The sequence below is a fragment of the Neobacillus sp. YX16 genome (assembly GCF_030123505.1).
Classification (GTDB): Bacteria; Bacillota; Bacilli; order Bacillales; family Cytobacillaceae; genus Neobacillus.
Map to the genome: position 1 here is coordinate 4,467,413 of NZ_CP126115.1, position 26,246 is coordinate 4,493,658.

The 26,246-nt window shown below is 39.7% G+C and carries 22 protein-coding genes; 2 read left to right on the forward strand and 20 right to left on the reverse strand.

Annotated features, from left to right (window positions below):
- Window positions 1-71 precede the first annotated feature (71 nt).
- The 12 genes from QNH48_RS22035 to QNH48_RS22090 all read right to left on the reverse strand — a co-directional run bounded on the left by QNH48_RS22035 (window position 72) and on the right by QNH48_RS22090 (window position 16,288).
- On the reverse strand, window positions 72-509 hold the full coding sequence (locus QNH48_RS22035; RefSeq protein WP_283952022.1) for a BrxA/BrxB family bacilliredoxin: 438 nt from the start codon (window positions 507-509) through the stop codon (window positions 72-74).
- Between the two features lie 116 nt (window positions 510-625).
- A complete protein-coding gene (meaB, locus tag QNH48_RS22040; RefSeq protein WP_283952023.1) occupies window positions 626-1,747 on the reverse strand; it encodes a methylmalonyl Co-A mutase-associated GTPase MeaB in 1,122 nt (373 codons plus the stop codon).
- On the reverse strand, window positions 1,748-3,946 hold the full coding sequence (scpA, locus tag QNH48_RS22045; RefSeq protein WP_283952024.1) for a methylmalonyl-CoA mutase: 2,199 nt from the start codon (window positions 3,944-3,946) through the stop codon (window positions 1,748-1,750).
- Window positions 3,927-5,807, reverse strand: coding sequence for a methylmalonyl-CoA mutase subunit beta (locus tag QNH48_RS22050; RefSeq protein WP_283952025.1), 1,881 nt, complete (start codon window positions 5,805-5,807; stop codon window positions 3,927-3,929). Before QNH48_RS22050 ends, scpA begins: the two co-directional genes overlap by 20 nt.
- 131 nt (window positions 5,808-5,938) lie before the next feature.
- The gene (locus tag QNH48_RS22055; RefSeq protein WP_283952026.1) at window positions 5,939-7,234 is read right to left on the reverse strand and encodes a dihydrolipoamide acetyltransferase family protein; all 1,296 of its coding nucleotides are present in this window, start codon (window positions 7,232-7,234) and stop codon (window positions 5,939-5,941) included.
- A gap of 140 nt (window positions 7,235-7,374) precedes the next feature.
- Complete coding sequence (locus tag QNH48_RS22060) at window positions 7,375-8,358, reverse strand: alpha-ketoacid dehydrogenase subunit beta (protein WP_283952027.1); 984 nt, start codon at window positions 8,356-8,358, stop codon at window positions 7,375-7,377.
- 12 nt (window positions 8,359-8,370) lie between these two features.
- Entirely contained in the window at window positions 8,371-9,366 is a 996-nt protein-coding gene (locus tag QNH48_RS22065; protein WP_133367276.1) for a thiamine pyrophosphate-dependent dehydrogenase E1 component subunit alpha, read from the reverse strand.
- 37 nt (window positions 9,367-9,403) lie between these two features.
- Window positions 9,404-10,825 (reverse strand): dihydrolipoyl dehydrogenase, encoded by a 1,422-nt coding sequence (gene lpdA / locus QNH48_RS22070; RefSeq protein WP_283952028.1) that lies wholly within the window; start codon window positions 10,823-10,825, stop codon window positions 9,404-9,406.
- A 20-nt stretch (window positions 10,826-10,845) separates the two neighbouring features.
- Complete coding sequence (buk, locus tag QNH48_RS22075) at window positions 10,846-11,949, reverse strand: butyrate kinase (protein ID WP_283952029.1); 1,104 nt, start codon at window positions 11,947-11,949, stop codon at window positions 10,846-10,848.
- Between the two features lie 91 nt (window positions 11,950-12,040).
- Window positions 12,041-13,135: a branched-chain amino acid dehydrogenase gene (bcd, locus tag QNH48_RS22080; RefSeq protein WP_283952030.1), complete on the reverse strand. Its 1,095-nt coding sequence runs from the start codon at window positions 13,133-13,135 to the stop codon at window positions 12,041-12,043.
- Window positions 13,136-13,173: 38 nt separating this feature from the next.
- A complete protein-coding gene (gene yqiS, locus QNH48_RS22085) occupies window positions 13,174-14,082 on the reverse strand; it encodes a phosphate butyryltransferase (RefSeq protein WP_283952031.1) in 909 nt (302 codons plus the stop codon).
- Window positions 14,083-14,212: 130 nt separating this feature from the next.
- Window positions 14,213-16,288 (reverse strand): sigma 54-interacting transcriptional regulator, encoded by a 2,076-nt coding sequence (locus QNH48_RS22090; protein WP_283952032.1) that lies wholly within the window; start codon window positions 16,286-16,288, stop codon window positions 14,213-14,215.
- A 178-nt stretch (window positions 16,289-16,466) separates the two neighbouring features.
- Here QNH48_RS22090 and QNH48_RS22095 point away from each other — a divergent pair, with 178 nt between their 5' ends.
- Window positions 16,467-16,700: a DUF2627 domain-containing protein gene (locus QNH48_RS22095; RefSeq protein WP_283952033.1), complete on the forward strand. Its 234-nt coding sequence runs from the start codon at window positions 16,467-16,469 to the stop codon at window positions 16,698-16,700.
- A gap of 10 nt (window positions 16,701-16,710) precedes the next feature.
- Here the strand turns inward: QNH48_RS22095 and QNH48_RS22100 are convergent, their stop codons facing one another.
- Entirely contained in the window at window positions 16,711-17,439 is a 729-nt protein-coding gene (locus QNH48_RS22100; protein ID WP_283952034.1) for a glycerophosphodiester phosphodiesterase, read from the reverse strand.
- A gap of 36 nt (window positions 17,440-17,475) precedes the next feature.
- Here QNH48_RS22100 and QNH48_RS22105 point away from each other — a divergent pair, with 36 nt between their 5' ends.
- Window positions 17,476-17,610, forward strand: a complete 135-nt coding sequence (locus QNH48_RS22105; RefSeq protein ID WP_090758317.1) for a YycC family protein — start codon at window positions 17,476-17,478, stop codon at window positions 17,608-17,610.
- A gap of 70 nt (window positions 17,611-17,680) precedes the next feature.
- On the opposite strand, the gene spo0A is transcribed toward QNH48_RS22105, so the two are convergent.
- From spo0A to QNH48_RS22140, 7 genes are all read right to left on the reverse strand, one after another.
- Window positions 17,681-18,472 carry a sporulation transcription factor Spo0A gene (gene spo0A, locus QNH48_RS22110; protein ID WP_283952035.1) on the reverse strand — a complete coding sequence of 264 codons (792 nt, stop codon included), beginning with the start codon at window positions 18,470-18,472 and terminating at the stop codon, window positions 17,681-17,683.
- A gap of 286 nt (window positions 18,473-18,758) precedes the next feature.
- The gene (gene spoIVB, locus QNH48_RS22115; protein WP_481858432.1) at window positions 18,759-20,057 is read right to left on the reverse strand and encodes a SpoIVB peptidase; all 1,299 of its coding nucleotides are present in this window, start codon (window positions 20,055-20,057) and stop codon (window positions 18,759-18,761) included.
- A 99-nt stretch (window positions 20,058-20,156) separates the two neighbouring features.
- Window positions 20,157-21,857, reverse strand: a complete 1,701-nt coding sequence (recN, locus tag QNH48_RS22120) for a DNA repair protein RecN (RefSeq protein ID WP_283952037.1) — start codon at window positions 21,855-21,857, stop codon at window positions 20,157-20,159.
- Window positions 21,858-21,872: 15 nt separating this feature from the next.
- Window positions 21,873-22,322 (reverse strand): transcriptional regulator AhrC/ArgR, encoded by a 450-nt coding sequence (gene ahrC / locus QNH48_RS22125; RefSeq protein WP_095247167.1) that lies wholly within the window; start codon window positions 22,320-22,322, stop codon window positions 21,873-21,875.
- Window positions 22,323-22,469: 147 nt separating this feature from the next.
- On the reverse strand, window positions 22,470-23,309 hold the full coding sequence (locus tag QNH48_RS22130) for a TlyA family RNA methyltransferase (RefSeq protein ID WP_283952038.1): 840 nt from the start codon (window positions 23,307-23,309) through the stop codon (window positions 22,470-22,472).
- A 3-nt stretch (window positions 23,310-23,312) separates the two neighbouring features.
- Window positions 23,313-25,205 (reverse strand): 1-deoxy-D-xylulose-5-phosphate synthase, encoded by a 1,893-nt coding sequence (dxs, locus tag QNH48_RS22135; protein WP_283952039.1) that lies wholly within the window; start codon window positions 25,203-25,205, stop codon window positions 23,313-23,315.
- Between the two features lie 147 nt (window positions 25,206-25,352).
- Entirely contained in the window at window positions 25,353-26,246 is an 894-nt protein-coding gene (locus QNH48_RS22140; protein ID WP_283952040.1) for a polyprenyl synthetase family protein, read from the reverse strand.

The window sequence follows — 26,246 nt, forward strand, 5'->3', positions numbered from 1 at the left end:
CCGAATTTAACACAGCCTAAAATAAAAAAAAGCTAATCCCTCGTTAGAGAAATTAGCCCTTTTGACATGATTTATAGTTCTTCACAGTTTTCTTCGAATTCTTTTTGTAGTCTTGCTACTACTGTTGCTGGATCGTAGCCTTCAATTTGGTGTCTTTCAACCATTGATACAATTTTTCCGTCTTTTAATAATGCAAAGGACGGTGAGGATGGTGGATAGCCTGTAAAATAACTGCGTGCTTTTTCTGTTGCTTCTTTATCTTGACCTGCAAAAACGGTAACAAGATTGTCTGGACGTTTATCATAATGAAGGGCATGAGCCGCTGCTGGGCGTGCAATGCCGCCAGCACAACCGCATACAGAATTGATCATTACTAAGGTTGTACCTTTTTGTTCAAGCGCTTCTTCAACCTCTTCAGGTGTTTTAAGTTCTTTATAACCAGCTGCCGTGATCTCACTACGTGCTTGAGTCACAACATCATTCATGAAAAAATTGAAATCCATGCTCATACTTTTCACTCCTAAATTTATGTCGATATAACTATATGATAACAGTAAAAATGTGTTTTTTCCAAACGATAAAGATTATTTTTCTAAAAAAGACGACTGTCAACAATCAAAAGTCGTTACTTTTTTGATAAGAATGCATTAAATAGAATTTCTACTGCAGTTGCTGCTGTTTTTTCTCCTGCCATTACTTCATTTTCTAATTGTGGAAGCTGGAGCTTTACCTTTGGATGATGGAAGAAGCTGTAATGCAACTGATCAGTGATTAAGGAATAAATCCAATCACGCTGCTGTCCTTTTCGTCTTTCCTCAAAAACTCCTCGTGACTTTCCTTTTTCCTCAAAATCCTTTATGACTTCCCAAACCTCTTTAATACCTTCCCCTGTTAAAGAGGAGCAGGTATAAGCCTTCGATCCCCATCCCTTAGTAGCCGGCTGAAGAAAGTGCAGGATACGGCTATATTCTTTTCTCGTCTGCTCTGCTTTTACTTTATTAGCTCCGTCTGCTTTATGAACAAGGACTGCATCTGCTAATTCCATAATCCCTTTCTTCATCCCTTGCAATTCATCACCCGCACCTGTCAGAACAAGGAGCATGAAAAAATCAACCATGTCGCGTATGATCACTTCACTCTGACCCACCCCGACGGTTTCGATTAAAATCACATCAAAGCCTGCTGCTTCGCATATCAGCATCGCTTCTCTTGTCTTTCGATGAACTCCGCCCAATTTACCTGCCGTTGGTGAGGGTCGAATAAAAGCCCTTGGATTTCGGGACAGCTGTTCCATCCTTGTTTTATCACCAAGGATACTTCCACCTGAAAGACTAGAGCTTGGATCAATTGCCAGTACAGCGACCCTTAGCCCAAGGTCACAAAGGTAAGTGCCAAACGCCTCAATAAAAGTGCTCTTCCCAGCACCCGGTACACCCGTTATTCCGATACGGATTGATTTCCCACTGTGAGACAAGAGCTTTTGGAGCAGCTCCTGTGCTTTAGGGAAATGCTGTTCAGCATTACTTTCAATCAGAGTTATGGCCCGTGCCAGCTGCCCTCTATTACCTGACAGCACGCCATCAACTAACTCTTCAACCGAAGGTTCCTTTGTCTGACGTTTACGATAGACAATATTTTTTTCAATGACTACAGACTGGCCTTCCTGCTCTTGCCCTTTTTTTATTACGGTTGAGAATTTTTCCGGTTCATTCGGGTCGCTCCATTCCGGTTTCATATCCTCAGACATTTATTGTGACACTTCCTCATACCCAAGCTGTTTATAAATTTCCCTGATTACCTTTTGAGCAGCAACTGGAATTATGGTCCCTGGACCGAAAATCGCACAAGCTCCATTATCATATAAAAATTGATAATCCTGAGCCGGGATAACCCCGCCGATTACAAGTAAAATATCCTCACGGCCAAGCTTTTTCAACTCCTCCGCAAGCTGCGGCAATAATGTTTTGTGACCTGCAGCCAGTGAGCTCATTCCAATGACATGCACATCATTTTCAACCGCCTGAATGGCTGTTTCTTCTGGAGTTTGGAATAATGGGCCAATATCGACATCAAATCCTAAGTCTGCAAAGGCAGTGGCGATGATTTTGGCACCGCGGTCATGACCATCCTGCCCCATTTTGGCAATGAGAATCCTCGGTCTTCTGCCTTCATTCTCAAGGAAATCATCCGTCATATGTTTTACTTCAGATATTTCTTCTTCGTTTGTATATGCCTTGCTATACACGCCGCTGATAGAACGAATAACCGCTTTATGTCTGCTGGAAACTTTCTCAATCGCATCGGAAATTTCACCTAAGGTTGCCCGGACTCTTGCTGCTTGAACAGCAAGCTCCAACAGGTTGCTTTCCCCTGTTTCTGCACCCTTTGTTAAAGCAGCCAGAGCTTCTGCCACCTTTGCTTCATCGCGGCCTGCTTTTAAGTTTGTTAATTTTTCAATTTGCTTTAATCGAACCGCAGTATTATCAATATCCAATATATCAATTGCTTCTTCCTTTTCGAGACGATACCTGTTAACCCCAATAATAATTTCTTTACCAGAATCTATTTGTGCTTGCCTTCTAGCTGAAGCTTCTTCAATTCTCATTTTTGGAAGACCCGTCTCAATTGCCTTTGCCATTCCGCCAAGATTTTCAATTTCTTCAATATGTGTCCAAGCTCTTTTTACCAATTCATCTGTAAGCTTTTCAACATAATAAGAACCTGCCCAAGGATCAATAACTTTGGTGATACTCGTTTCTTCTTGTAAAAATAATTGCGTATTTCGGGCAATTCGAGCTGAGAAATCAGTTGGCAGGGCAATTGCTTCATCTAAAGCATTGGTATGGAGAGATTGTGTATGCCCCATAGACGCAGCATGTGCTTCAAGCAAGGTCCGCATTACATTATTAAAAGGGTCTTGCTCCGTTAAACTCCATCCTGATGTTTGAGAATGTGTTCTAAGGGCCATAGATTTCTCGTTTTTCGGCTCGAATGATTTCATCATTTTTGCCCAGATTAAACGAGCAGCCCGCATTTTTGCAACTTCCATAAAATAATTCATGCCCACCGCCCAAAAAAAGGACAACCGTGGTGCAAATTTATCAATGTTAATTCCAGCCTTAAGTCCTGTACGTACATACTCCAACCCATCTGCTAGGGTGTATGCTAATTCCAAGTCAGCAGGAGCACCAGCCTCCTGCATGTGATAGCCAGAAATACTGATACTATTAAACTTCGGCATATATTTAGAAGTATACTCAAAGATATCTGCGATGATTTTCATGGACATCTCAGGCGGATAGATATACGTGTTACGGACCATATATTCTTTTAGAATATCATTTTGAATCGTTCCAGACAGCTTATCCTGCGTGACTCCCTGTTCCTCAGCTGTAACAATGAAAAAGGCTAGGATTGGCAAAACAGCCCCGTTCATGGTCATGGATACTGACATCTGATCCAACGGAATTCCATCAAAAAGGGTCTTCATATCTAAAACAGAATCAATAGCAACCCCTGCTTTACCAACATCGCCAACGACGCGTGGATGGTCAGAATCATAGCCGCGGTGTGTGGCTAAATCAAAGGCAACGGATAAGCCTTTTTGACCCATTGCTAGATTTCTGCGATAGAAAGCATTGCTCTCCTCAGCAGTTGAAAATCCAGCATATTGTCTTACTGTCCATGGCCGATTCACATACATCGTCGGGTACGGCCCGCGAGTAAATGGCGGTATTCCAGGGAGGTCATCTAAATGTTGCAGTCCTTCACGGTCTTCAGTTGTATAGAGTGGTTTTAGTTGAATTTGTTCATTCGTTTCAAACAGCAAATCATCAATAGAAGTATCTATTTGTTTATCAACCTGTTTTTGCCATTGCTCTTTTGTTATAAAGTCTTGCTCTTCAAACAGGGAAATACTTTGAAAATCAGGCTTTTGTGTACTCATCTAACCCCACCTCCATTTCTGAAAGAATGGTTGAAAGAAGCTCAAAACAGTTACTTTTAATATGGATAAACTGCCTTATCCCTTCATTCGTCCAATGTGATTGCAAGTCTTTTTCAGGCAATCCCGCTAAATAAAAAATTCGATCCGGGAATTCATTAAGCAGTACTTTAATCATTTTAAGTCCTAGGGATCCGTATAGTTCATTGCTGCTACACAGACAGAAATACTTAGTTTCTTGACTTGAGATAAATAGTTTGACAGATTCCAAAGAAGTAACAGGACCGCTGTCGACGGCTTTTAATCCTCCAGCCGCGAGGAACCCCCGCACAAAATCTAACCTAGGCTTGTATTGTTTTAACTCACCGAGACAAATCAAGCCAACCTGTGGCATAGAGCCTGTCTTGCTTTCAATAACTTTACTCTTATTACGCAATTCTTCATAGGGCTCTGATAATCTGCTGTTCTTAATTACCTTTATGTTAATTGCACTAGAATCAGTCAGAGAAAAATAAGGTTCAGTGACATGTTCTTTAACGGGAGCTGTTTCTTCTGATAGATTTGCATATACATTCGTACCGATAATGCTTTGTTTTCTTGTAAAAATATCCTGTTTGCGTTGTGTAAGAACTGAAGTAATTCCTTCTTGTAACCAGCCTGATTTTAATACTTCCAGCATACCGCCATTTTCTTCAATCTGCTGGAAATACTTCCATGCTTTTTCTGCCAGCTCTGTGGTCAATGTTTCTACATACCAAGAGCCTCCTGCGGGATCAACAACTGTTCGAAGATGAGCTTCTTCCTTGAGAATGTTTTGGGTGTTTCTTGCAATTCGTTCAGATTGTTGAGAATTGCCCGTTAAATCATCAAATGGTGTTACATGCAGATATTGAACTCCGCCAACAATCGCTGCAAATGCTTCATTTCCTGCACGGAGAATGTTTACATGGTGATCATATACCGTTTTTGTAAAAGTAGATGTTTCGGCAGAAATTTGCATTCCCCTTGCCTCAGCATTAGCTCCATATACTTTAGTTATTTTATCCCAGAGAATTCGAGCTGCTCTAAGTTTGGCTATTTCCATAAAGAAATTGCTGCCAATTGAGAATTGAAATATCATTTTCGAAAGAATATCCTCCAGCTTCATTCCGCCTTCAAGCAGCTTTTGAAGATAAAATGTACCCGTTGCGGCTGCAATTCCAAGCTCCTGAACTGCATTGGCTCCGCCTTGATGGTAGGTTGAGGTATTTACTAATATTGTCCGTAAATTTGGTAGTTTTAGATTTGCGAGCTTTATATCTTCCATCCAACTCTTGAAAAAGTCTTCTTCAATGAGTCCTTCCTCTGTAAACAAAGAGACTGGGTCATTTCCAACATAGCCAGAAACTAGATTAGAGTCACCCTCATACTCTGCTAATTTTCCTAGCAATGCCGATTGCAGTCCTTTACCATTAACTGCAAACGGGAATGTAGAAGGTAGATCCCCAAGTACATCATTTAAAGCTTCTTTGGATTCAAAAAGTGCCTCTGAAACTTCAAATGAAAGTGCTGTTTGTCCTTTTTCAACGCCCCCATGGAGCTTTTCCTTTAAATCTTCAACAAAATTATATGAAATTCGCTGCGCTACCTTCCAATCATTTGTTACATATCCTAATGGGTCAATGCCTCTACGAAAATCTGAACCTCCCGGATAGTCCGGTGCTTTCTGATTATCTCGTTGAGAATAAAGCGGTTCCAAAATTATACTTTCATATGTAGGGCTTTTTAATGTTTCAATACTTTTCCCCTTTAAAGATTCCTCTGCTTTTGCTTTCCAATCTTCTTTCGTCTTTAATGGAAAAGATTGATTTCGAAAGTTATCCAAACGTAACATCCCCCTTCCTTGAGCTCTAAATTAAACTAATATTCAATAAATTTCACTTAGTTTTATTGTAAGATAGATGTACATATCAAGCAATAAAAATAACCGCCGCCATTTCGGCGGCGGTTATTTTTCTAATATATTGATGTTGTTGATTTCGATGTATTTTCAAGAATTTCTTTTACCCTTTGTAAGAATCGGCCGCAAACGAGTCCGTCTAATACTCTGTGGTCGAGTGACATACATAGGTTTACCATGTCCCGAACGGCAATCATATTGTTGTCCATAACTACCGGGCGCTTGACGATGGATTCCACTTGAAGAATCGCTGCCTGCGGGTAGTTGATAATTCCTGCTGATTGAACGGATCCAAACGAGCCAGTATTGTTAACAGTAAAGGTTCCACTCTGCATATCTTCTGAGCGAAGTTTATTGGTTCTTACTTTTACAGCAAGTTCAGAAATCTCACGGGCAATCCCTTTTATTGTTTTTTCATCGGCTTGCTTTATAACAGGTACATATAATGCATCATCTGTTGCGACTGCAATTGATATATTGATGTCTTTCTTCTGGATAATCTTATCTCCAGCCCACATGGAGTTGATTTGTGGGAATTCCTTTAATGCCTGAGCTACTGCTTTTACGAAAAAGGCAAAGAAAGTGAGATTGAAGCCTTCTTTCTTTTTGAACTCATCCTTTAAAGAATTGCGGTATTCCACTAGATTTGTTGCATCGACCTCTATCATTGTCCAGGCATGCGGTGCTTCATGCTTACTTCGGAGCATATTGGCAGCAATCGCTTTACGGATGCCAGTTACAGGTATTTCGATATCGCCTGCTGCAACAGGGATGCTTGGAGCAGGTGCCGCTTGCTTTGGCGCAGCAACCGCTTGTACCGCCTCTTGAGCTGCAGCTGGCTGTACTTCTGGCTGCTTAGGTGCCTCCACTTTTGAACCTGCCACAGGGATATTACCTGATTCAATCAGTTTCAAAAGGTCTTTTCTCGTAATCCGGCCGCCTGCACCGGTGCCTGTCACCTGTGCTAAATCAATTCCATTCTCTTGTGAAATTTTTAAAACTGCAGGAGAATAACGGGCTTTGTTTCCTTGATCAGATTGCTCGGAAACAGCAACCGATTCAGCTACTTCTGTTTTTTGGTCACTAACTTCTGTTTTCACAGCATTACTGCCTTCGATTTCAATTGTACAAATGATTTCACCAACAGCCAGTGTGTCTCCATCTTCCGCAACCAGTTCTTTTATCGTACCTGTGAACGAAGAAGGAACTTCTGCATTTACCTTATCTGTCATTACTTCAGCTAATGGATCGTATTTATTAACTTTATCCCCGACAGAAACAAGCCACTTAGAGATTGTTCCTTCGGTTACACTTTCCCCTAACTGAGGCATTTTAATTTGTTCAATAACCAAAATTCTACCTCCTATTGTCTAGCTGCGGCGACTAGCCCCTCGAGGCCATAAGCCAATCCGTCAAGAAGGTTAAAAAGCAACCTTCATGCCGGCTCGTCTTACGCTTGTCGGTGCTGCCCAAGTCGCCTCCGCTTTTCGTTTTAATATTCCGCAAGCTCGCGCATTGCTTTTTCGACTTTATCTGGATTGACCATAAAGAACTTCTCCATTGTTGGTGCATATGGCATTGCTGGGACATCTGGACCAGCTAGACGCATAATTGGAGCATCTAAATCAAATAAACAATTTTCAGCAATGATTGCAGATACTTCACTGATAATGCTGCCTTCTTTATTCGCCTCAGTAACAAGTAATACCTTACCAGTCTTAGAAGCCGCTTCTATGATAGCTTCTTTATCTAATGGATAAACCGTTCTTAAGTCAAGGATATGTGCGGAGATACCGTCCTTCGCTAATTTTTCTGCTGCCTGTAGGGCAAAATGTACACAAAGACCATAGGTAATAACAGTAAGGTCATCGCCTTCACGCTTCACATCCGCTTTTCCAAGCGGCAATGTATAATCATCACTTGGTACTTCTCCTTTGATTAAACGGTACGCGCGTTTATGCTCAAAGAACAGGACTGGGTCATTATCACGAATCGCTGCTTTTAAGAGCCCCTTCACATCATAAGGTGTAGAAGGCATTACAATTTTCAATCCGGGTGTATTCGCAAATATTGCCTCGACAGATTGAGAATGATAAAGGGCACCGTGAACGCCACCTCCATAAGGTGCACGGATAACCATCGGACAACTCCAGTCGTTGTTTGAACGGTAACGAATCTTGGCCGCTTCTGAAATAATTTGATTCACTGCAGGCATAATAAAATCAGCAAATTGCATTTCAGCAATCGGTCTCATTCCGTACATCGCTGCCCCAATTCCTACCCCAGCAATCGCAGATTCAGCAAGTGGTGTATCAATCACACGCTCTTCTCCAAATTGTTCGTATAAACCCTGCGTAGCTTTAAAAACTCCGCCTTTTACCCCAACGTCTTCACCAAGAACAAAAACCTTTGAATCTCGTTCCATTTCTTCCCGAATGGCCATTGTGACCGCATCTATATAAGAAATTACTGCCATGTTACATCCCCCTTACTTATCCGCATAAACGTATTTCAGCGCGTGTTCAGGTGCTGCATACGGTGCATTTTCAGCATAATCAGTAGCTTCATTCACTTGCTTCATCACACGATCATTGATTTCTTTTTCCAACACATCATTCATCACGCCTGTTTCTTTTAAATAGGCACCAAAGGTAATGATTGGATCTTTCGTTTTCGCTTTAGCCACTTCATCAGGAGCGCGGTACGAACGGTCATCGTCATCTGAAGAGTGTGGTGTGAGTCTGTAGGAAATTGTTTCAATTAAGGATGGACCCTCACCTCTACGTCCACGGTCTGCTGCATCCTTCACCACTTTGTATACTTCTAATGGGTCGTTCCCATCGACAGTAAATCCTGGCATTCCATAACCTATTGCACGATCAGAAACTTTTTCACATCCCAATTGTTTTTCAATAGGAACAGAAATTGCGTATTTATTATTTTCACACATAAAAATAACTGGTAATTTATGAACTCCGGCAAAGTTAGCTCCTTCATGGAAATCACCTTGGTTTGAGGATCCCTCACCAAAGGTTACGAAAGTCACAAGGTCCTTTCTTTCCATTTTCCCTGCTAACGCTACGCCGACAGCATGTGGAACCTGAGTTGTTACAGGAGATGAACCAGTAACAATGCGATTTTTCTTTTGACCAAAGTGCCCAGGCATTTGTCTGCCGCCTGAGTTTGGATCCTCCGCTTTGGCAAAACCAGATAGCATTAGTTCTTTTGGTGTCATCCCAAAAGTTAAGACTACGCCCATATCACGGTAATATGGCAGCACATAATCTTTTTCCTTATCTAGAGCAAATGCCGCACCAACTTGTGCAGCTTCTTGTCCTTGACAAGAAATAACAAATGGTATTTTACCCGCACGATTCAATAACCACATTCGTTCATCAATCCGGCGGGCTAAAAGCATAGTTTCATACATTTCCAAAACCTTTTCATCACTTAAACCTAATGCATGATGACGATTTTCAGCCATAACATTCTTACCTCCCGTTTGTTCATACCAAAATAACTCATGAATGGATTGCTCGGCCATCAACTGCTAAAGCAGCTTCCCCAATCGCTTCTGATAGTGTTGGATGTGGATGAATCGTATGAGCAATCTCCCATGGAGTTGCATCCAATACCATTGCCAATCCTGCTTCTGTAATCATGTCAGTTACGTGTGGACCAATCATATGCACCCCTAGAATATCATTGGTCTCTTCGTCAGCAACAATCTTGACAAAGCCATCGGATTCTCCAAATACAAGAGCCTTTCCGATTGCTCGGAATGAAAATTTACCCACTTTTACTTTATGACCTTTTTCTTTTGCCTGTTCTTCGGTAATCCCAACGCTAGACACCTCAGGATTACTATATATACATCTTGAAACTAGATTGTAATTAAGCACTGACGGATCCTTCCGAGCAATATGCTCCACTGCAATTATACCTTCATGGGAGGCAACATGCGCAAGCTGTAAGCCGCCAATTACATCTCCAATTGCGTAAATATGAGATTCTTTTGTTTGGTAGAATTCATTGGTAACAATAAATCCTTTTTCTACCTGGATTTCTGTATTTTCTAATCCAATTCCTTCGACATTTGCTTGGCGTCCTACAGATACAAGGAGTTTTTCAGCCTTAAATTCTTTCACACCAGCTTTAACTTCTGCTGAAATAGTGACACCATCACCTTTTACAAGTGTTTCAGGAAGGACTTTCGCTCCTGTTACAAGCTTTATCCCCTTTTTCTTCATCAAGCGCTGCATTTCCTTAGAGATTTCCTTATCTTCAGTCGGAATAACCCGGTCCGCATACTCGATAACAGTTACTTCAACACCGAAATCAGAAAGCATGGACGCCCACTCAATTCCAATCACTCCACCGCCAACAATAATGATGGATGCAGGTAATGTCTCCAGCTCTAAAGCTTCATCAGAGGTAATGACCAGTTCACCATCAATTTCAAGTCCAGGAAGCGTCCTTGGTCTTGAACCAGTTGCAACGACAACGTTTTTCGGAATGAGCATTTCATTTTCTTCTCCATTATTCATTTCCACCGATATAGTTCCAGGCATTGGTGAAAAAATAGAAGGTCCTAAAATCCGGCCAAGTCCCTCATAAACATCAATTTTCCCTTGCTTCATGAGATGTTGTACGCCTTTATGGAGTTGATCGATTATTTTATTCTTTCTTTCCTGAACTTTCACAAAGTTATAGGATACTTCACTTGTGATAACACCAAAATCTTCGCTGTGCTTAGCTGTCGCGTAAACCTCAGCACTTCTGAGAAGAGCTTTACTTGGGATACAGCCTTTATGTAGGCATGTTCCTCCAAGTTTCCCTTTTTCAACTATTGCTGTTTTTAAGCCAAGCTGAGAGGCACGAATGGCAGCTACATAACCGCCGGTACCACCACCAAGAATGACCAAATCGTATTCTTGTGACACTGTATTTCCTCCCCAAATTGTTAGATTTTTGCTGTTTTGAATGTACCAGGATACTCTTTTACTTTTTCCTCTCCACGCAAAACTCTAAGTGCACCTTCAGCTAATGCTTGAAGTTCATTTTCACCTGGATGGACAATCGTATCTGCAATCCAATTAATTCTATCGGTGATGGATTTCACAAATCCTTTACCATAAGCAAGACCCCCAGTTAACACAATAGCATCTACTTTTCCTGCTAATACTGCGCTTGCTGCTCCTATTTCCTTTGCTACCTGATAGGCCATTGCTTCGTAAATAAGAGAAGCTTGTTCATCCCCAGCAGCAATTCTCTTTTCAACTTCAACCGCATCATTCGTTCCAAGATAACCGACAAGTCCGCCTTGACCTACAAGTTTTTTCATTATTTCATCGCGAAAGTATTGCCCAGAATAACAAAGTGCTACTAAATCCCCAACTGGAACAGTCCCTGCACGTTCAGGGCTAAAAGGACCATCACCATGGAGACCATTGTTTACATCAATGACTTTTCCCTGCTTATGTACTCCAACGGTAATTCCGCCGCCCATATGTGTAACAATTAAGTTTAATTCCGTATAATTCTTCCCTAGCTCCTTTGCGACTCTGCGAGCAACAGCCTTTTGGTTGAGCGCATGGAATATACTTACTCTTTCAATTAAGGAAAAGCCAGATACTCTTGCAATCGGCTCAAGCTCATCTACAACGACAGGATCAACAATATAAGAGGGAATATTTAATCCAGAAGCAATTTCATAAGCAATAATACCACCAAGATTTGAAGCATGCTGTCCAGCAAAACCAGTCCGTAAATCATCAAGCATGATTTCATTTACTGCATAGGTTCCGCCTTCAATCGGTCGAAGCAAGCCTCCCCGCCCACAAACAGCACTCAGCTTGGATATATTAATTCCTTCGTTATCCAGTGTTTCCAAGATGGTATTCTTTCTAAATTCATATTGATCAATAATATTAGCAAATGAATTAATCATTCTCGAATCATGACGGATTGTTTTTTCTAAAATGGAAATTTCATTATCGAAGACCCCAATCTTAGTTGAAGTGGAACCTGGGTTGATGACGAGCATTCGATATTTCTTATCAGGCAACGTTTTAACCTCCATTTTTTTCACATTTCACACCTATTAAAGGGAAAAGACGCTGAATTATCCATTCAGCGCTCTATCCCTTTTTATTTTCTTAGCGACGACTTAAAATATGGTGGCCATTTTGCAAGAATTGGCTGCGTGAATTACGCATTTTTTCAATTCTTTCTTCCGCCATTCTATCTGCTGCAACATAAGTTGGGATGCCGTCGCGCTTTGAAATTGCAATTACCTTTTCGATACTTGCATAGATTTGATCAACTTTTTTCATTGCCCGTTCATGGTTATACCCATAAAGTTCATCTGCAACGTTGATAACACCGCCAGCATTAATGACGTAATCAGGAGCATAAACAATACCCATTTCATGGATAAGATCTCCGTGACGAGTATCTTTTAACTGGTTATTGGCAGAACCCGCGATAACTTTAGCTTTAAGCTGTGGAATCGTATCATCATTAACGGTTGCACCTAGTGCACATGGAGCATAAATATCACATTCAACGCCATAAATTTCATTTGGTTCTACTGCACGAGCACCGAAATCCTCTACTGCACGCTGAACTGCTTCTTTATTAATATCGGTAACAATTAATTGTGCTCCTTCTTCATGCAGGTATTTACAAAGTGTGTAGGCAACATTCCCAACGCCTTGAATCGCAACCACTTTTCCTTCTAAGGAATCAGTACCAAAAGCTTCTTTTGCAGCTGCTTTCATACCAACGTACACACCATATGCCGTTACAGGCGAAGGGTTGCCTGATGATCCGAAAGCAGGTGAAATACCAGTGACATAGTCTGTTTCTTCATGGATTAAATCCATATCTGCAACCGTTGTTCCTACATCTTCTGCAGTAATATATCTTCCATTTAAACCTTGAATATAGCGTCCGAATGCACGGAATAACTCTTCACTCTTATCCTTACGAGGGTCACCAATAATAACTGTTTTTCCTCCACCAAGGTTTAACCCTGCAGCTGCATTTTTGTAGGTCATACCTTTTGCTAATCTTAGCGCATCTTCAATTGCTGCTGCTTCAGATTCATATGTCCACATACGAGTTCCTCCCAAAGCAGGGCCTAATGTGGTATCGTGTATCGCAATAATTGCTTTTAATCCAGATTGTTTATCTTGGCAAAATACAACTTGCTCGTAATCATATTGTTCTAAGTACTTGAAAATTTCCATGTGAACATCCTCCTCTAATTTGAAACCTGCACTAAATACTATTTGGTTACAGAGCAGATGGCGAGTGCAAGTGAATATAGCTTACTTTCCGCCGAATCAGCTCTAGAAGTTAATACGATGGGAGCCTTTGCGCCTGCAATAACAGCCCCTACTTTTGCTTTTGCAAAATAAATTAATGACTTATATAAGACGTTTCCAACCTCAATAGTAGGAACTAATAAAATATCAGCTCTTCCGGCTACTTCACTTTGAATTCCTTTGTGTTCAGCAGCTAAAGCAGAAACGGCATTATCTAATGCTAATGGACCATCTACAATACAGCCAGTGATCTGCCCTCGTTTATTCATAACACTTAATGCAGCAGCATCAATAGTCGCTTGCATGGCCGGATTTACTACTTCAACAGCAGCTATAGGAGCAACCTTTGGATATTCTATTCCAATTGCCCTAGCCAGGGCTGCAGCATTTTTTATCATTTGAGCTTTTTGCTCTAATTCAGGGGCAATGTTCATCCCTGCATCCGTAACGATGGTAAAACGATCGAAATCTGGAACCTCAAAAACAGCCACGTGTGATAGAATATTTCCCGTCCTAAGACCGTACTCTTTATTTAGAACTGCTTTTAATAGGGAGCTTGTAGGGATATTCCCTTTCATTAATACGGTTGCTTCCTTCGTAGATACAGCCTTAACTGCCAGCTCTGCAGCCATCTCGTTTGAGTCTGCATGAACAATAGTAAGCTTCTTGTTACTTTTATGCTGGCCTTTGTTCTTAACGTTTACTATCATCTTAATTTTTTCTTTATCACCAAATAATATAAAATTGGCGAGATTCCGGTTTAATGCTTCGATAACTGCTTCGATGACTTCTTCATCTTCTGCCACTGCAACTGCTACGGTGTTGCCCTCCAGCTGGGTTGCTTTGTATATCAGTGATTCAAGCAACAAGTTGTCATCAACCCTTTCTCTTCAACTGCAACTCCATTATTGTAATATGCAAAATCCGTGCCAAGTTGAAATTACTGAAAACGCTTTACCGGCCGAAATAATACATGCAATTTTCTTCGTACTGTGAAATTTATTGCATGCTATTATTTTCAAGTTTATATTTTTCTAGCTTATAATAAAGATTCCTCACCGATAACCCTAGCGCCTTAGCTGTTGCCGTCTTATTACCATTATAACGGTGAAGCGTTTGCTGGATAATCTCTGCTTCATAATCTTCTATCATTGCATTTAAAGAGCGATCCTGTTGGATTGATTCACTATGATCTGTTACTAACGGTTCACTACTCTTTTTTTTAGGTCGCAGTTCTGGAAGGTGATGTACATTAATGAATGTTTCATAATAATTCATAAAGATTATCGCCCTGCCCAGAATATTCTCTAGTTCCCGCACATTCCCAGGCCAATCATAATTCACTAATTTAAGCAGAGCAGCTTGGGAAACCCCTTCAACATTTCTCCCGTAATCCAAATTAATTTTTTCAATAAGCCTTTCACACAGTACAGGAATTTCTTCTTTCCGATTTCGGAGTGGAGGTATATGTATTGGCATACGATTTAAACGATAGTATAAGTCTTCCCTAAAAGAACCTTTCGCAATTCCTTTTTCAAGATTCACATGGGTTGCCGCAATAATTCTAACATTTATCGTAACTGGCTTTGTACCACCTACACGTGTGATTTCATTTTCTTGCAATACCCTGAGTAATTTCGCCTGAGTATTGGCAGAAAGTTCGCCTATTTCATCGAGGAAGATACTTCCGTTATTGGCCTCTTCAAAATAGCCCCGTTTCCCTCCTCTTTTTGCCCCTGAAAAAGCTCCTTCTTCATAACCAAATAATTCACTCTCCAGAAGGGACTCCGAAATTGCTGCACAATTAACGCGAATAAATTTGTTGTACTTACGATCACTTGCATTATGTATGGCGTGGGCAAATAATTCTTTTCCTGTACCGGATTCACCCCGTAACAGGACTGTCGCAGGTGTTTTTGCCCCTAGCTTAGCCTGTTCAATCGCTAGAGTCATTTCTTCAGAACTGCCGATAATATCCTCGAAGGTGTACTTTGCTTCAAGAGTGCGAATGATTTGACGAGCACGGTTCAATTCTCTGTTTAGGGTTTTAATTTCTGACATGTCATGAATAACCCCAACGCTGCCTTTTAGTTTTCCTTTAACAATAATCGGGGCGACATTGACAATTACTTCACGTTTATTTGCACCTACTCGCATTGGTACCCCACGGACCGCTCTTCTTGTTTGGAGTACCTTCATATGCATACTTTCACCTTCGGATATATCTGCAGTCGCTGGTTGTCCAATAACCTGTTCTTGTGTAAGACCGGTAAGACGTGTATATGCTGGATTAATAAGCAGACCTCTGCCATTTTCATCAACTACTGAAATAGCATCATCACTAGAATGAATGATTGCCTGCAGCATAGTTTGGATTTCTTTTAAATCGGTAATTTCCTCTGCAAGATTCACTACTTCTGTGATATCTTTGAAAACAGCGAAAGCACCAATTAAGGTTCCATTTTCTTCGATGATGGGAATACGTGTTGTAATTATTTTTCTCCCATTCCCCAGAACCATTTCTTGATTCGTTTCTGTTCTTCTTGTTTCCAGGATTAAAGGCAGTCTACTTTCCGGTATTACCTCAACCACGTATTTCCCAATTGCTTGGTCCCGTTTCACACCTGTCATTTCTTCGGCTCGGCGATTAAATAAAATCACGAACCCTTTTGCATCAATCACCAGCATCCCATCATTTGTGGCATTAAAAATTAGTTCTTGCTGATAGGAGGCATTTTGATGTTTAACGATTAATTCTTCCTTTTCTTCAAGAAGCCTTGCAAGAAGAAATGCAACACTGCCAGGAATTAAAACGGTTTTCTTGTCCTTGGTGCTCCTTAACTCTTGAAACACATGTTCATTTCCTGTTACTTCAATAATAATATCGATATTTTCACTTAAAAACGGCTTCCAATCAATTCCGATTTTAATACCCAAACTCTGCGCTAAAAAGATACCCGGTGCATCTAAATTTCTGTCAATGACAGCCTTAACCTGAAGGACTTCTGTTTCATTGAGCAGCTTAAGGACCGCTGTACCACCCTTACCGGCGCCAACAATCATAACATTTTGCATTTTTCCGCCCCTTTATTATAAAAGAAGATTTTTTCATACAATCTAATCGAAAACATGCAATATTTTTCACTATCTATTCTATATTTTTTTAGTTATCTTGACAAATTTTATCTTTGTACTAATATTTCCTTGAGGGTATAATTCTTACGACTTACTAAACAATTGGAAGGATTTAATTATGAAGCGGATTATTGCTTTACTTGTACTAGTTATTCCAGGCTTCTTAGCTGGCTTTGGGATTAAATTAATGCGTGATATGACATTTGGGATTCTTCAAAGCCCAATCCCTTTCTTATGGCTGCAATTTCTTTTAGGACTGATTCTATTCATTGGTGGTTTAGCATTTGTAGCAGGCTTCATTTTTCACCGTGACAGAAAAAGTAATAAGGTACAGGATCGATTTAAAAAATAAAAAGAGGCCATTATGGTCTCTTTTCATATTGTTTCTTAATTTTCAAAGCCTTTACCGGATCGTCTGTAATGATCGAAGTACAGTTTAGTTTGTAAAGCCTCTCCATATCAGTATCTTTATTAACAGTATAGGGTCTGACAGCTATTCCATTTTCAATTGCACCTTTGATAATTTCATCTGTTACTGACGCTAACTTCGGATGAATCCCTTGAGCACGAATGGATTGAGCATAAACCCATGGCATATAGATTCGCTCATTAAATAGAGGAGCTGTCTCGATTTCAGGCGCTGACCGATAACTTAAGACAATACTGTAATGATTAAAAGAAGAAATGATAATCCGATTACTCAAATTAAATCTTCGAACAAGATGAATTACCTTTTCTTCCATTCCTTCATACGGAAATAGATTATTTTTCAACTCTATGTTACAAACAAGTTGATTGGATTGCATCCATTCAAGAACCTCAATCAATGAGGGGATAGGCTCTTTATTCACCCCTTTTTTATTGGCATTTAATTTTCTTATTTCTTTAAAGGTGAAATTTTTCACGAAACCCTTACCACTTGTTGTCCGATCAAGTTTTTCATCATGGATGACAACCACTTCACCGTCCTTTGTTAACTGGACATCCAGCTCTAAGCCGTCGGCTCCTGCCTTTTGTGCAGCAATAAATGCACTCATTGTATTTTCAGCAAACGCTGAAGAATAACCTCGATGCGCAAAAATCTGTGTCATTTTTTCACTTCCTAACTAAATGAATGGAGGATCACAATGAAACCTTTACAATTATCACCTGAAACTGCCATTAAGCTTGCCGAAAAATTAAATGTTCCGTTAGAACAGCTTATGCATATGCCTCAGCATATACTTATTCAAAAATTAATGGAACTAGAAAAAGAAAAATAAATGAACTTAGGACATAAAAAAGCCTTCATTCCCGAGATGAAGGCTTTTTTTCATTATATTATTGGTCTTTTCAAGAAGCCTTATGCTCTAAACGAAGCTTATCAGCAACCATAGCAATAAACTCGGAGTTTGTAGGCTTTGCCTTGGACATGCTTACTGTGTAACCAAACAAGGATGAAATGGAATCGATATTTCCACGACTCCACGCTACTTCGATGGCATGACGTATTGCACGCTCCACACGGCTTGCTGTGGTGTTATATTTCTTTGCAATATCAGGGTATAACACTTTCGTAATCGAGCCAAGTAATTCAATATCGTTATAAACCATTGAAATGGCTTCACGCAAGTATAAGTATCCTTTGATATGTGCTGGAACACCAATTTCATGAATAATACTTGTAATGCTGGCATCTAGATTTCTCGGTTTATTTTCAGTGTGTGAACGATAATTTCCAGAAGCTGCCTTCCTGCTTACCTGACTGGTTTTACCGCTTACTTGACGGATATGGTTGCCTAAATTCTCCATATCAAAAGGTTTCAAAATAAAATACGAAGCACCAAGCTCTACAGCCTTCTTCGTAACGTCTTCTTGTCCAAATGCAGTCAACATAATAACATTTGGAATTGCTCCCTTTTTGAGCTCTCTTAAGCGCTCTAGGACGGCTAAACCATCTAGGTGAGGCATAATAATATCTAAAACGAGTACATCCGTATCCGTTGATTCAAGAAGTTCTAAACAATCCTGACCATTATGAGCAATACCCGCAATTTCCATATCATCTTGGGAAGAAATATAGTCCTCTAATAATCCAACTAACTCCCTATTATCATCCACGACACAAACTTTAATCTTTTTCACTTTCATATCCTCCTCAAGTCCAAATGGTCATATCTCTATTTTACATTAATTTTTTATTCTCTTAATTCTATTCTAAATTAGAAATTCGACAATGCAACTAAAATTCCTCTAGTTTTTTTAATATTTCTTAAAATAGTGAGAAAATCTCATCTTTTCTTTGTTTTCCTTTAAGTTTCGACTAAATTCGCACTTATGTCAGATTATTCCATGATTTTGTCGAAATAACTTTATGTAAAAACAAAATAGGCTTTTATCGCCTATTTTGTTTGAATTACTGATTTTAGTTTTAGCTAGCCTTTTCTATAGGTTTTTCGTATATGTTAATTCCTGCTTCATTTAACATCCATTCAATGTGTACTCCATAACCAGAAGTTGGATCATTGACAAAGACATGTGTTACTGCTCCAATTAGCTTTCCGTCCTGGATAATCGGACTTCCGCTCATCCCCTGAACGATTCCTCCAGTTTTTTCTAAAAGCTTTGGATCTGTTACTTTTAAAACCATGCCTTTTGTTGCTGGAAATTTCTGCGGGATCGTGCTGACAATTTCAATTTCAAATTCTTCTACCCTGTCATTATCTACCACTGTTAAAATTTTTGCTGGCCCTTCCTTCACTTGGTGAGATAAAGCAATTGGAAGAGGTTTATCCAAAATTCCATTCTTTAACTCTTTATTTAATACTCCGAATATGCCAAATGGGCTGTTTTTTGTGATGTTTCCGACAATTTCACGGTCTGAAGAGAATCGTGCAAGCTTTTCTCCTGGGTCGCCATTACTGCCTTTTTCAATGGAGGTAACCGTAGACCGAACGATTTGACCATCTTCTACTACAATTGGCTTTTTCGTATCCATATCAGAAATGACATGCCCGAGGGCACCATATTTTTTTGATTGTGGATGAACAAATGTCATAGTTCCAATCCCTGCAGCTGAATCACGAATATATAATCCAAGCTTATAGGAGTTTTCTCCCTCATCTTTAAGGGGAGTTAGTTTCGTTGTGAACTTTCCGCTATCCCTGCTAATAACCATATCTAATGCTTTTCCGCTTTGTCCTGCATTTTGTACAAAGGGAGCCACATCTGTCATTTTTTCAATTTTATTACCATTGATTTCTGTAATAATATCACCGATTTTGATACCTGCTATTTCACCAGGTGATTTTTTTCCATCTTCAGTATTAACTAAATGGTGACCTACGACCAATACGCCAACCGTATTTAATTTAACACCTATGGATTGTCCGCCTGGCTGGACTCTGAAATCCTTTAAGACATTTACATCGACCTTTTTAACGGGTATCCCTGCAAACTCTAATAGCATTTCTTCTTTGCCTGAATCATTTGCTTTTAAGGATACATTGTTTTTATCTTGTTCAAGTGTGATATTTGAATTGAGAGATACTAAAGAGGCTGATACCGGTACAGCCTTTTGAAAAGTATAATCTTGTCCTTCAAAGACTGTAATGGTCTTTGGTATATCAAGGTACTGCTGAAATGGCTGAAAATAAAGAACGCTGATTAATGAAACAAGGAGAATTCCACCAATGATCTTTCTAATTATTTCTAACTTCAAAATCTTCACTCTCCTCGCTTTGCGTTTCACTCACATCGAAATGGCTACATCTTTAATTTTGCCTCCATTAGCAGCATTTATAACCTGAGACAACATAAAAAAGCTCCCCTAATTGGGAAGCTTTTCAATTTTTTTATTTTCAGATGCTAAAAACAGCAATTCTTCAGCATGTTTTTTCGTTAAATCGGTAATTTCAACGCCAGAAATCATTCGGCCAATTTCCCTTATTTTTTCTTCTACACCGAGTGGACTGACCGAAGTTTTGGTTCGCCCGCCTTTTGTCACTTTAGAAATAAACAAATGAGTATCTGCCATTGCAGCTACTTGTGGCAAATGGGAAATACATAATACCTGTGAATCGACAGCTACTTTATAAATTTTTTCAGCTATCGATTGTGCTACCCTGCCGCTTACGCCAGTATCCACCTCATCAAAAATAATGGAAGTAACTCCTTGGTGTTTCGAAAAAATACTTTTAAGTGCTAGCATTATCCTCGATAGTTCACCGCCAGAGGCAATTTTTGATAATGGCTTTAAGGGTTCACCTGGATTTGTTGAAATAAAATACTCCACGTGATCCACACCGTTTTTTGTAAAATGTGGCAAGACAGATTCAAAGCGGATTTCAAAAACTGTTTTTGCCATGTATAGTTCTTTCAATTCATTATGAATTAATTTTGTCAGCTTCCCAGCCCAGCGTTTTCGGAGCTCCGTCAGCTGTTTGGCTTCAAGACTTAAATCCTTTTTAATGGAGGCTAGTTGTTTCTCTAATTGCCCTATATGTGTTTCTTTATTTTGCAATGTTTCTATTTCTTCTTCAATTTTCGCTGCATATTCTAAAATTTCTTCAATTGTTTTTCCATACTTCCGTTTTAACTGATTAATTTCATTTAATCTTTCTTCGATTGCATTTAACCGCTGTGGATCATATTCTAACTCATCTAATTCATTTCTCAATGTGCGGGAAGCATCTTCTAATAGATAAAAGCTATTCATGACGGATTCATATAATTCTTTATAGGCGGAATCCAAAGCTGCAGCGTCCTCCAGTTGTCCCATTACCATACTAATCCAATCTAGCCCCTTTTGTTCTCCAGTTAGGGCATTATAACTGGATTGAACAGCATCGAAAACACGCTCAAAATTCACAAGCTTTCTTTTTTCTTCAAAAAGCTGCTCATCTTCATTAAGCTTTAAATTTGCATTTTGAATCTCGTCAAATTGAAATTGAATTAAATCTAATCGATGTGCTGTTTTTTGCTCATTCTCACTTAAAGACTTAAGTTTATGAAAAGTCTGTTCATAGCGATGAAACACTTCTTGGTATTCTGCTTGAGAACGCGAAATTTCCTCAAAGCCAAATTGGTCAAGTAATAGTAGATGCCTGCTCTCATCCATTAAATCTTGGTGTTCATGCTGACTATGTATATCAACTAAGGTAGAACCCACTTCCCGTAGAGTTGAAATGGTCACAAGCTTACCATTGATTCTACAAACACTTTTGCCAGTCCGCGAAATATCCCTTCGTAAAACAACCATTCCCTCTTCAATTTCTATTCCGAACTCAAATGCTTTTGAAAACACCGGATGGTGCTCATCTATTTGAAATAGACCCTCAATTTCTGCCTTATCTTCCCCATGTCTGACAAACTCAGCAGAGCCTCGGCCTCCTACCAGCAGATGAATTGCGTCAATAATTATTGATTTTCCTGCACCCGTTTCTCCTGTTAAAACAGTCAAGCCCTTGTCAAACGAAATGGCAAGGGCCTCAATAATGGCAAAGTTCTTAATCGATAATTCTGATAACATGGTCCTTTCCCCCCATTACAGCATGTCAAGGAAACGATTTGTGATCGTCTCTGTATCTTCAGGTGTACGACAGATGATTAAAATCGTATCGTCCCCACAGATGGTTCCTAATATTTCTTCCCAGTCAAGATTATCAAGTAATGCACCGATTGCCATCGCATTTCCAGGCAGACATTTCATTACTAGTAAATGTCCAGCAGAATCTATACGAACAAATGCATCCATTAACGACCTTTTTAATTTTTGCAATGGATTAAATCGTTGGTCTGCTGGAAGGCTATATTTGTATCTGCCATCTAACAATGGGACTTTAACCAAGTGCAGCTCTTTAATATCCCTTGATACAGTTGCCTGCGTTACATTAAACCCAGCACTTTTTAACTCGTCAACAAGTTCATCCTGTGTTTCAATATCATTATTGGTGATAATTTCTCTAATTTTTATATGACGTTGACCTTTATTCAAATCATTCACCCCGTAATCATCAGAACATTTAGGTATTTTGTACAAAAATGTCGCTTATACCAATATGTTAGCCCATTTTGCCTAGGATGTACAATGATTATTCAAGAGAAAAACTTGTCAAATTAAAAAGGAAGGATAAGCATATGCTCATCCCTCTACATCTTGTTTGGATTTAAATTCTAGATGGGAGTCTTTCACTATTTGCGAAGGCTCGAAAGGTAATTGATTTTGTCCTTTATCTTGCTCCCCTATCCATCTGAGGTGAAGAAGAAACTCGATATTCCCGTCTCCCCCTGTGATAGGAGAAAAGGATAAATTAACCACATTAAATCCTTGTTCAAGAGCAAAATCGACAATTTTATTAACAACCTGTAAATGTACTTTTTCCTCGCGAACGATACCTTTTTTTCCCACCTGCTCACGACCTGCTTCAAATTGCGGTTTAACAAGTGCAACAATATCACTGTCAGGAACAAGAAGTATTTTTAATACAGGTAAAATTAACTTTAAGGAAATAAAAGAAACATCGATGGTTGCAAAATTGGGCATTTCGCCAGCCAAATCTTTTGCTGTTACATACCGGAAGTTGGTTCTTTCCATAACCACTACACGTTCATCCTGACGCAGCTTCCATGCAAGCTGATTATATCCTACATCCAAGGCATAGGACATTTTGGCACCATTTTGCAGTGCGCAGTCAGTAAATCCTCCCGTAGAAGCACCAATATCCAGCATAATTTTATCCTTGACTGTCACCTCAAAGACCTTCAACGCCTTCTCAAGCTTAAGACCGCCGCGACTGACATAAGGGAGCACTTTTCCTTTTATTATCAGCGGAATATCTACTTTTACTTTTTCTCCAGGTTTATCTAAACGCTCCTCGTTTGAATAAACCAGCCCAGCCATAATAGAACGCTTCGCCTTCTCCCGAGTTTCAGCTAATCCTCTTTCAACTAATAAAACATCTAAACGCTCTTTGTTTTTCATTACTTATGCCCTTTGTTGTTTTTTTCGCGCAAGTATAGTCATTCTTTTAACAACCTCAGAAGTAGTCATCCCTATTTCCTCTAATAGCGAATTAACATCTCCATGCTCTATAAATTTGTCCGGTATCCCCATTCGGTCTATTACTTGATGATAAAAACCTTGATCATGTGCGCATTCTAATACATAGCTTCCAAATCCGCCCTGGAGAATTGCTTCTTCTATGGTTAGGATAGGGGTGTTCTTTGAGAATAACTGATTGAGCATTTTTTCATCTAATGGCTTTATGAACCGCGCATTAACTACCTTTACTGAAATTCCTTGTTTCTCTAGAACTTCTGCTGCCTCCATTGCCATTGGGATTGTGGTACCAAAGGTTAAGATAGCACCGTCTTCGCCTTCCTTCAAGACCTCCCAGGTGCCAATTGGAATGCTCTTGAATTCTTCATCCATTGGAACACCTAAGCCATTTCCTCGAGGGAATCTCATTGCAATTGGACCATCATCATACTTTAGAGCAGTATAAACCATATGCTGCCCTTCATTTTCATCCTTGGGCATCATTAACACGATATTAGGCACATGTCTTAAAAAGGCAATATCAAATACGCCCTGATGGGTTTCACCGTCTGCTCCTACTAACCCAGCCCGATCAATTCCGATGAAAACATTAAGATTCTGACGGCAAATGTCATGAACAACTTGATCATATGCCCGTTGTAAAAATGTCGAATAGATGGCTAAAAATGGCTTCATATTTTGGGTTGCTAATCCAGCAGCTACAGTAGCAGCATGCTGTTCAGCTATCCCAACATCGTACATTCTCTCTGGAAATTCACTTGCAAAGCCCTCTAGTTTAGACCCAACAGGCATTGCAGGGGTAATCGCCACAATTCGCTCATCCTCGCGTGCAAGCTTGCGAACTGTTTCACTAACTAGGCTGCTCCATGCTGGAGGGGCTTTATCAGACTTAACAAAGGCACCGGTATCCATCTTATATGGCCCTGTACCATGCCATGTACCTTTTGTATCACTTTCAGCCGGGTGAAAACCTTTTCCTTTTTTCGTGATCACGTGTAGAAGAACTGGCCCTTCCGTTTTTTTGGCATAGCGGAAGTTTTCAAATAATGCTTCAAAATCATGCCCATCCACTGGACCTAAGTACGTAAAGCCCATTTCCTCAAAAAACATACCTGAAACAAATAAATATTTTAGACTGTCTTTAACACGTTCAGCAGTTGCTGCGAGTTTTCCTCCGACAGCTGGAACCTTCTTTAAGAATAATTCTAACTCATCTTTAACCCACTGATATTTACCAGCTGTGCGTAATTGGCCAAGGATATTATGAAGAGCACCAACATTAGGAGCAATTGACATTTCATTGTCGTTCAGTATGACCATCATATTCTTCTTTTCATGACCAATATGGTTTAATGCTTCTAACGCCATTCCACCTGTTAATGCACCATCTCCAATAATCGGCACAATAAAGGATTTCTCTTTTCTCAAGTCTCTGGCAATGACCATTCCCATCGCAGCGGAAAGGGATGTTGAGCTATGTCCCGTTTCCCAAACATCATGCTCACTTTCAATTCTTTTCGGAAAGCCGCACAGTCCTTTATATTGACGCAATGTATCAAATTCGCTAGCCCTGCCTGTCAGTATTTTATGAACATAGGACTGATGTCCTACATCCCAAATAAATTTGTCTTTGGGGCTGTCAAAACATTTATGCAAGGCAATTGTTAATTCGACAACACCTAAATTCGGTCCAATATGGCCTCCAGTTACAGACAGCTTTTCAATCAAGAATTTGCGTACCTCTTGACTTAAAGCCTCTAATTCTTGATTTGACATCCCTTTTAAAAAGGAAGGGTCTTTTATTGATAACAGATCCATTTTAGGACCACTCACTTTCATACTTTTTCTTTCAGTCTACTATTTAAAAATAGCCGCTAACACTAATAGTGGTAACGGCATTAACAACGTTTTCTACATTGACAACAATTATAACACAATTACTTTGTTGTTCAAATACCAGTTATATTAGTGGTCTCTAGATGCCACAAGGTCTGCAATTTCACTAAGAAGATTGATATTAAGTCCAGTCTTTTCTAAGTATTGTTTGGACAAATTTAATTGCTTTTGTAACTCTTCCTTCGCACCCTCCATCGTTAATAGCTGTGGATAGGTACTCTTATCATTAGTGGTGTCACTTCCAACAGGTTTACCAAGTAACTCTGGATTGCCTTCTAAGTCTAAAATGTCATCCTGTATTTGAAAAGCAATCCCAAGATGATGGGCAAAAGAAGAAAGGTTTTCTAGTTGCTCCTGATTTGCCCCGCCTAACAACGCACCTGCAATGACACTAAATCTTAAGAGTCTTCCTGTTTTATGTATATGTATATACTCAAGCTCTTCAATGGTTAGAGTTTTTCCCTCTCCTTCCATATCCGCTACCTGACCGCCAACCATTCCTTCACTGCCTGCAGCTTTGGCCATTTCGGTTACCAGTCGTAGTTTCGTCTCACTCGAAGCATTTTCGTTTGGAATCTGTCCAATTACCTCGAAACTGAAGGTTAATAAAGCATCGCCGGCTAGAATGGCAATTGCATCGCCAAACACTTTGTGATTCGTTGGTTTCCCTCTTCTAAGGTCATCATTATCCATACTTGGCAGGTCATCATGGATTAATGAATAAGTATGAATCATTTCTATTGCTGAAGCAGCTAACAGCCCAATTTTAGGATCTTTTCCAAAAGCAGCAATGGTAGCAAATACTAGTAAAGGACGAATTCTTTTACCGCCTGCTTCAAGAGAATAATGCATGGCTTCTTTAATAATAGGAGGTGCCTTTAGCTTTTGCACCAAGGTTCGAAGCTCTGATTCAAGCAGTTGTTTATGTTCTTGTGTAAAAGCATCTAGAACTTTAGTACTCAA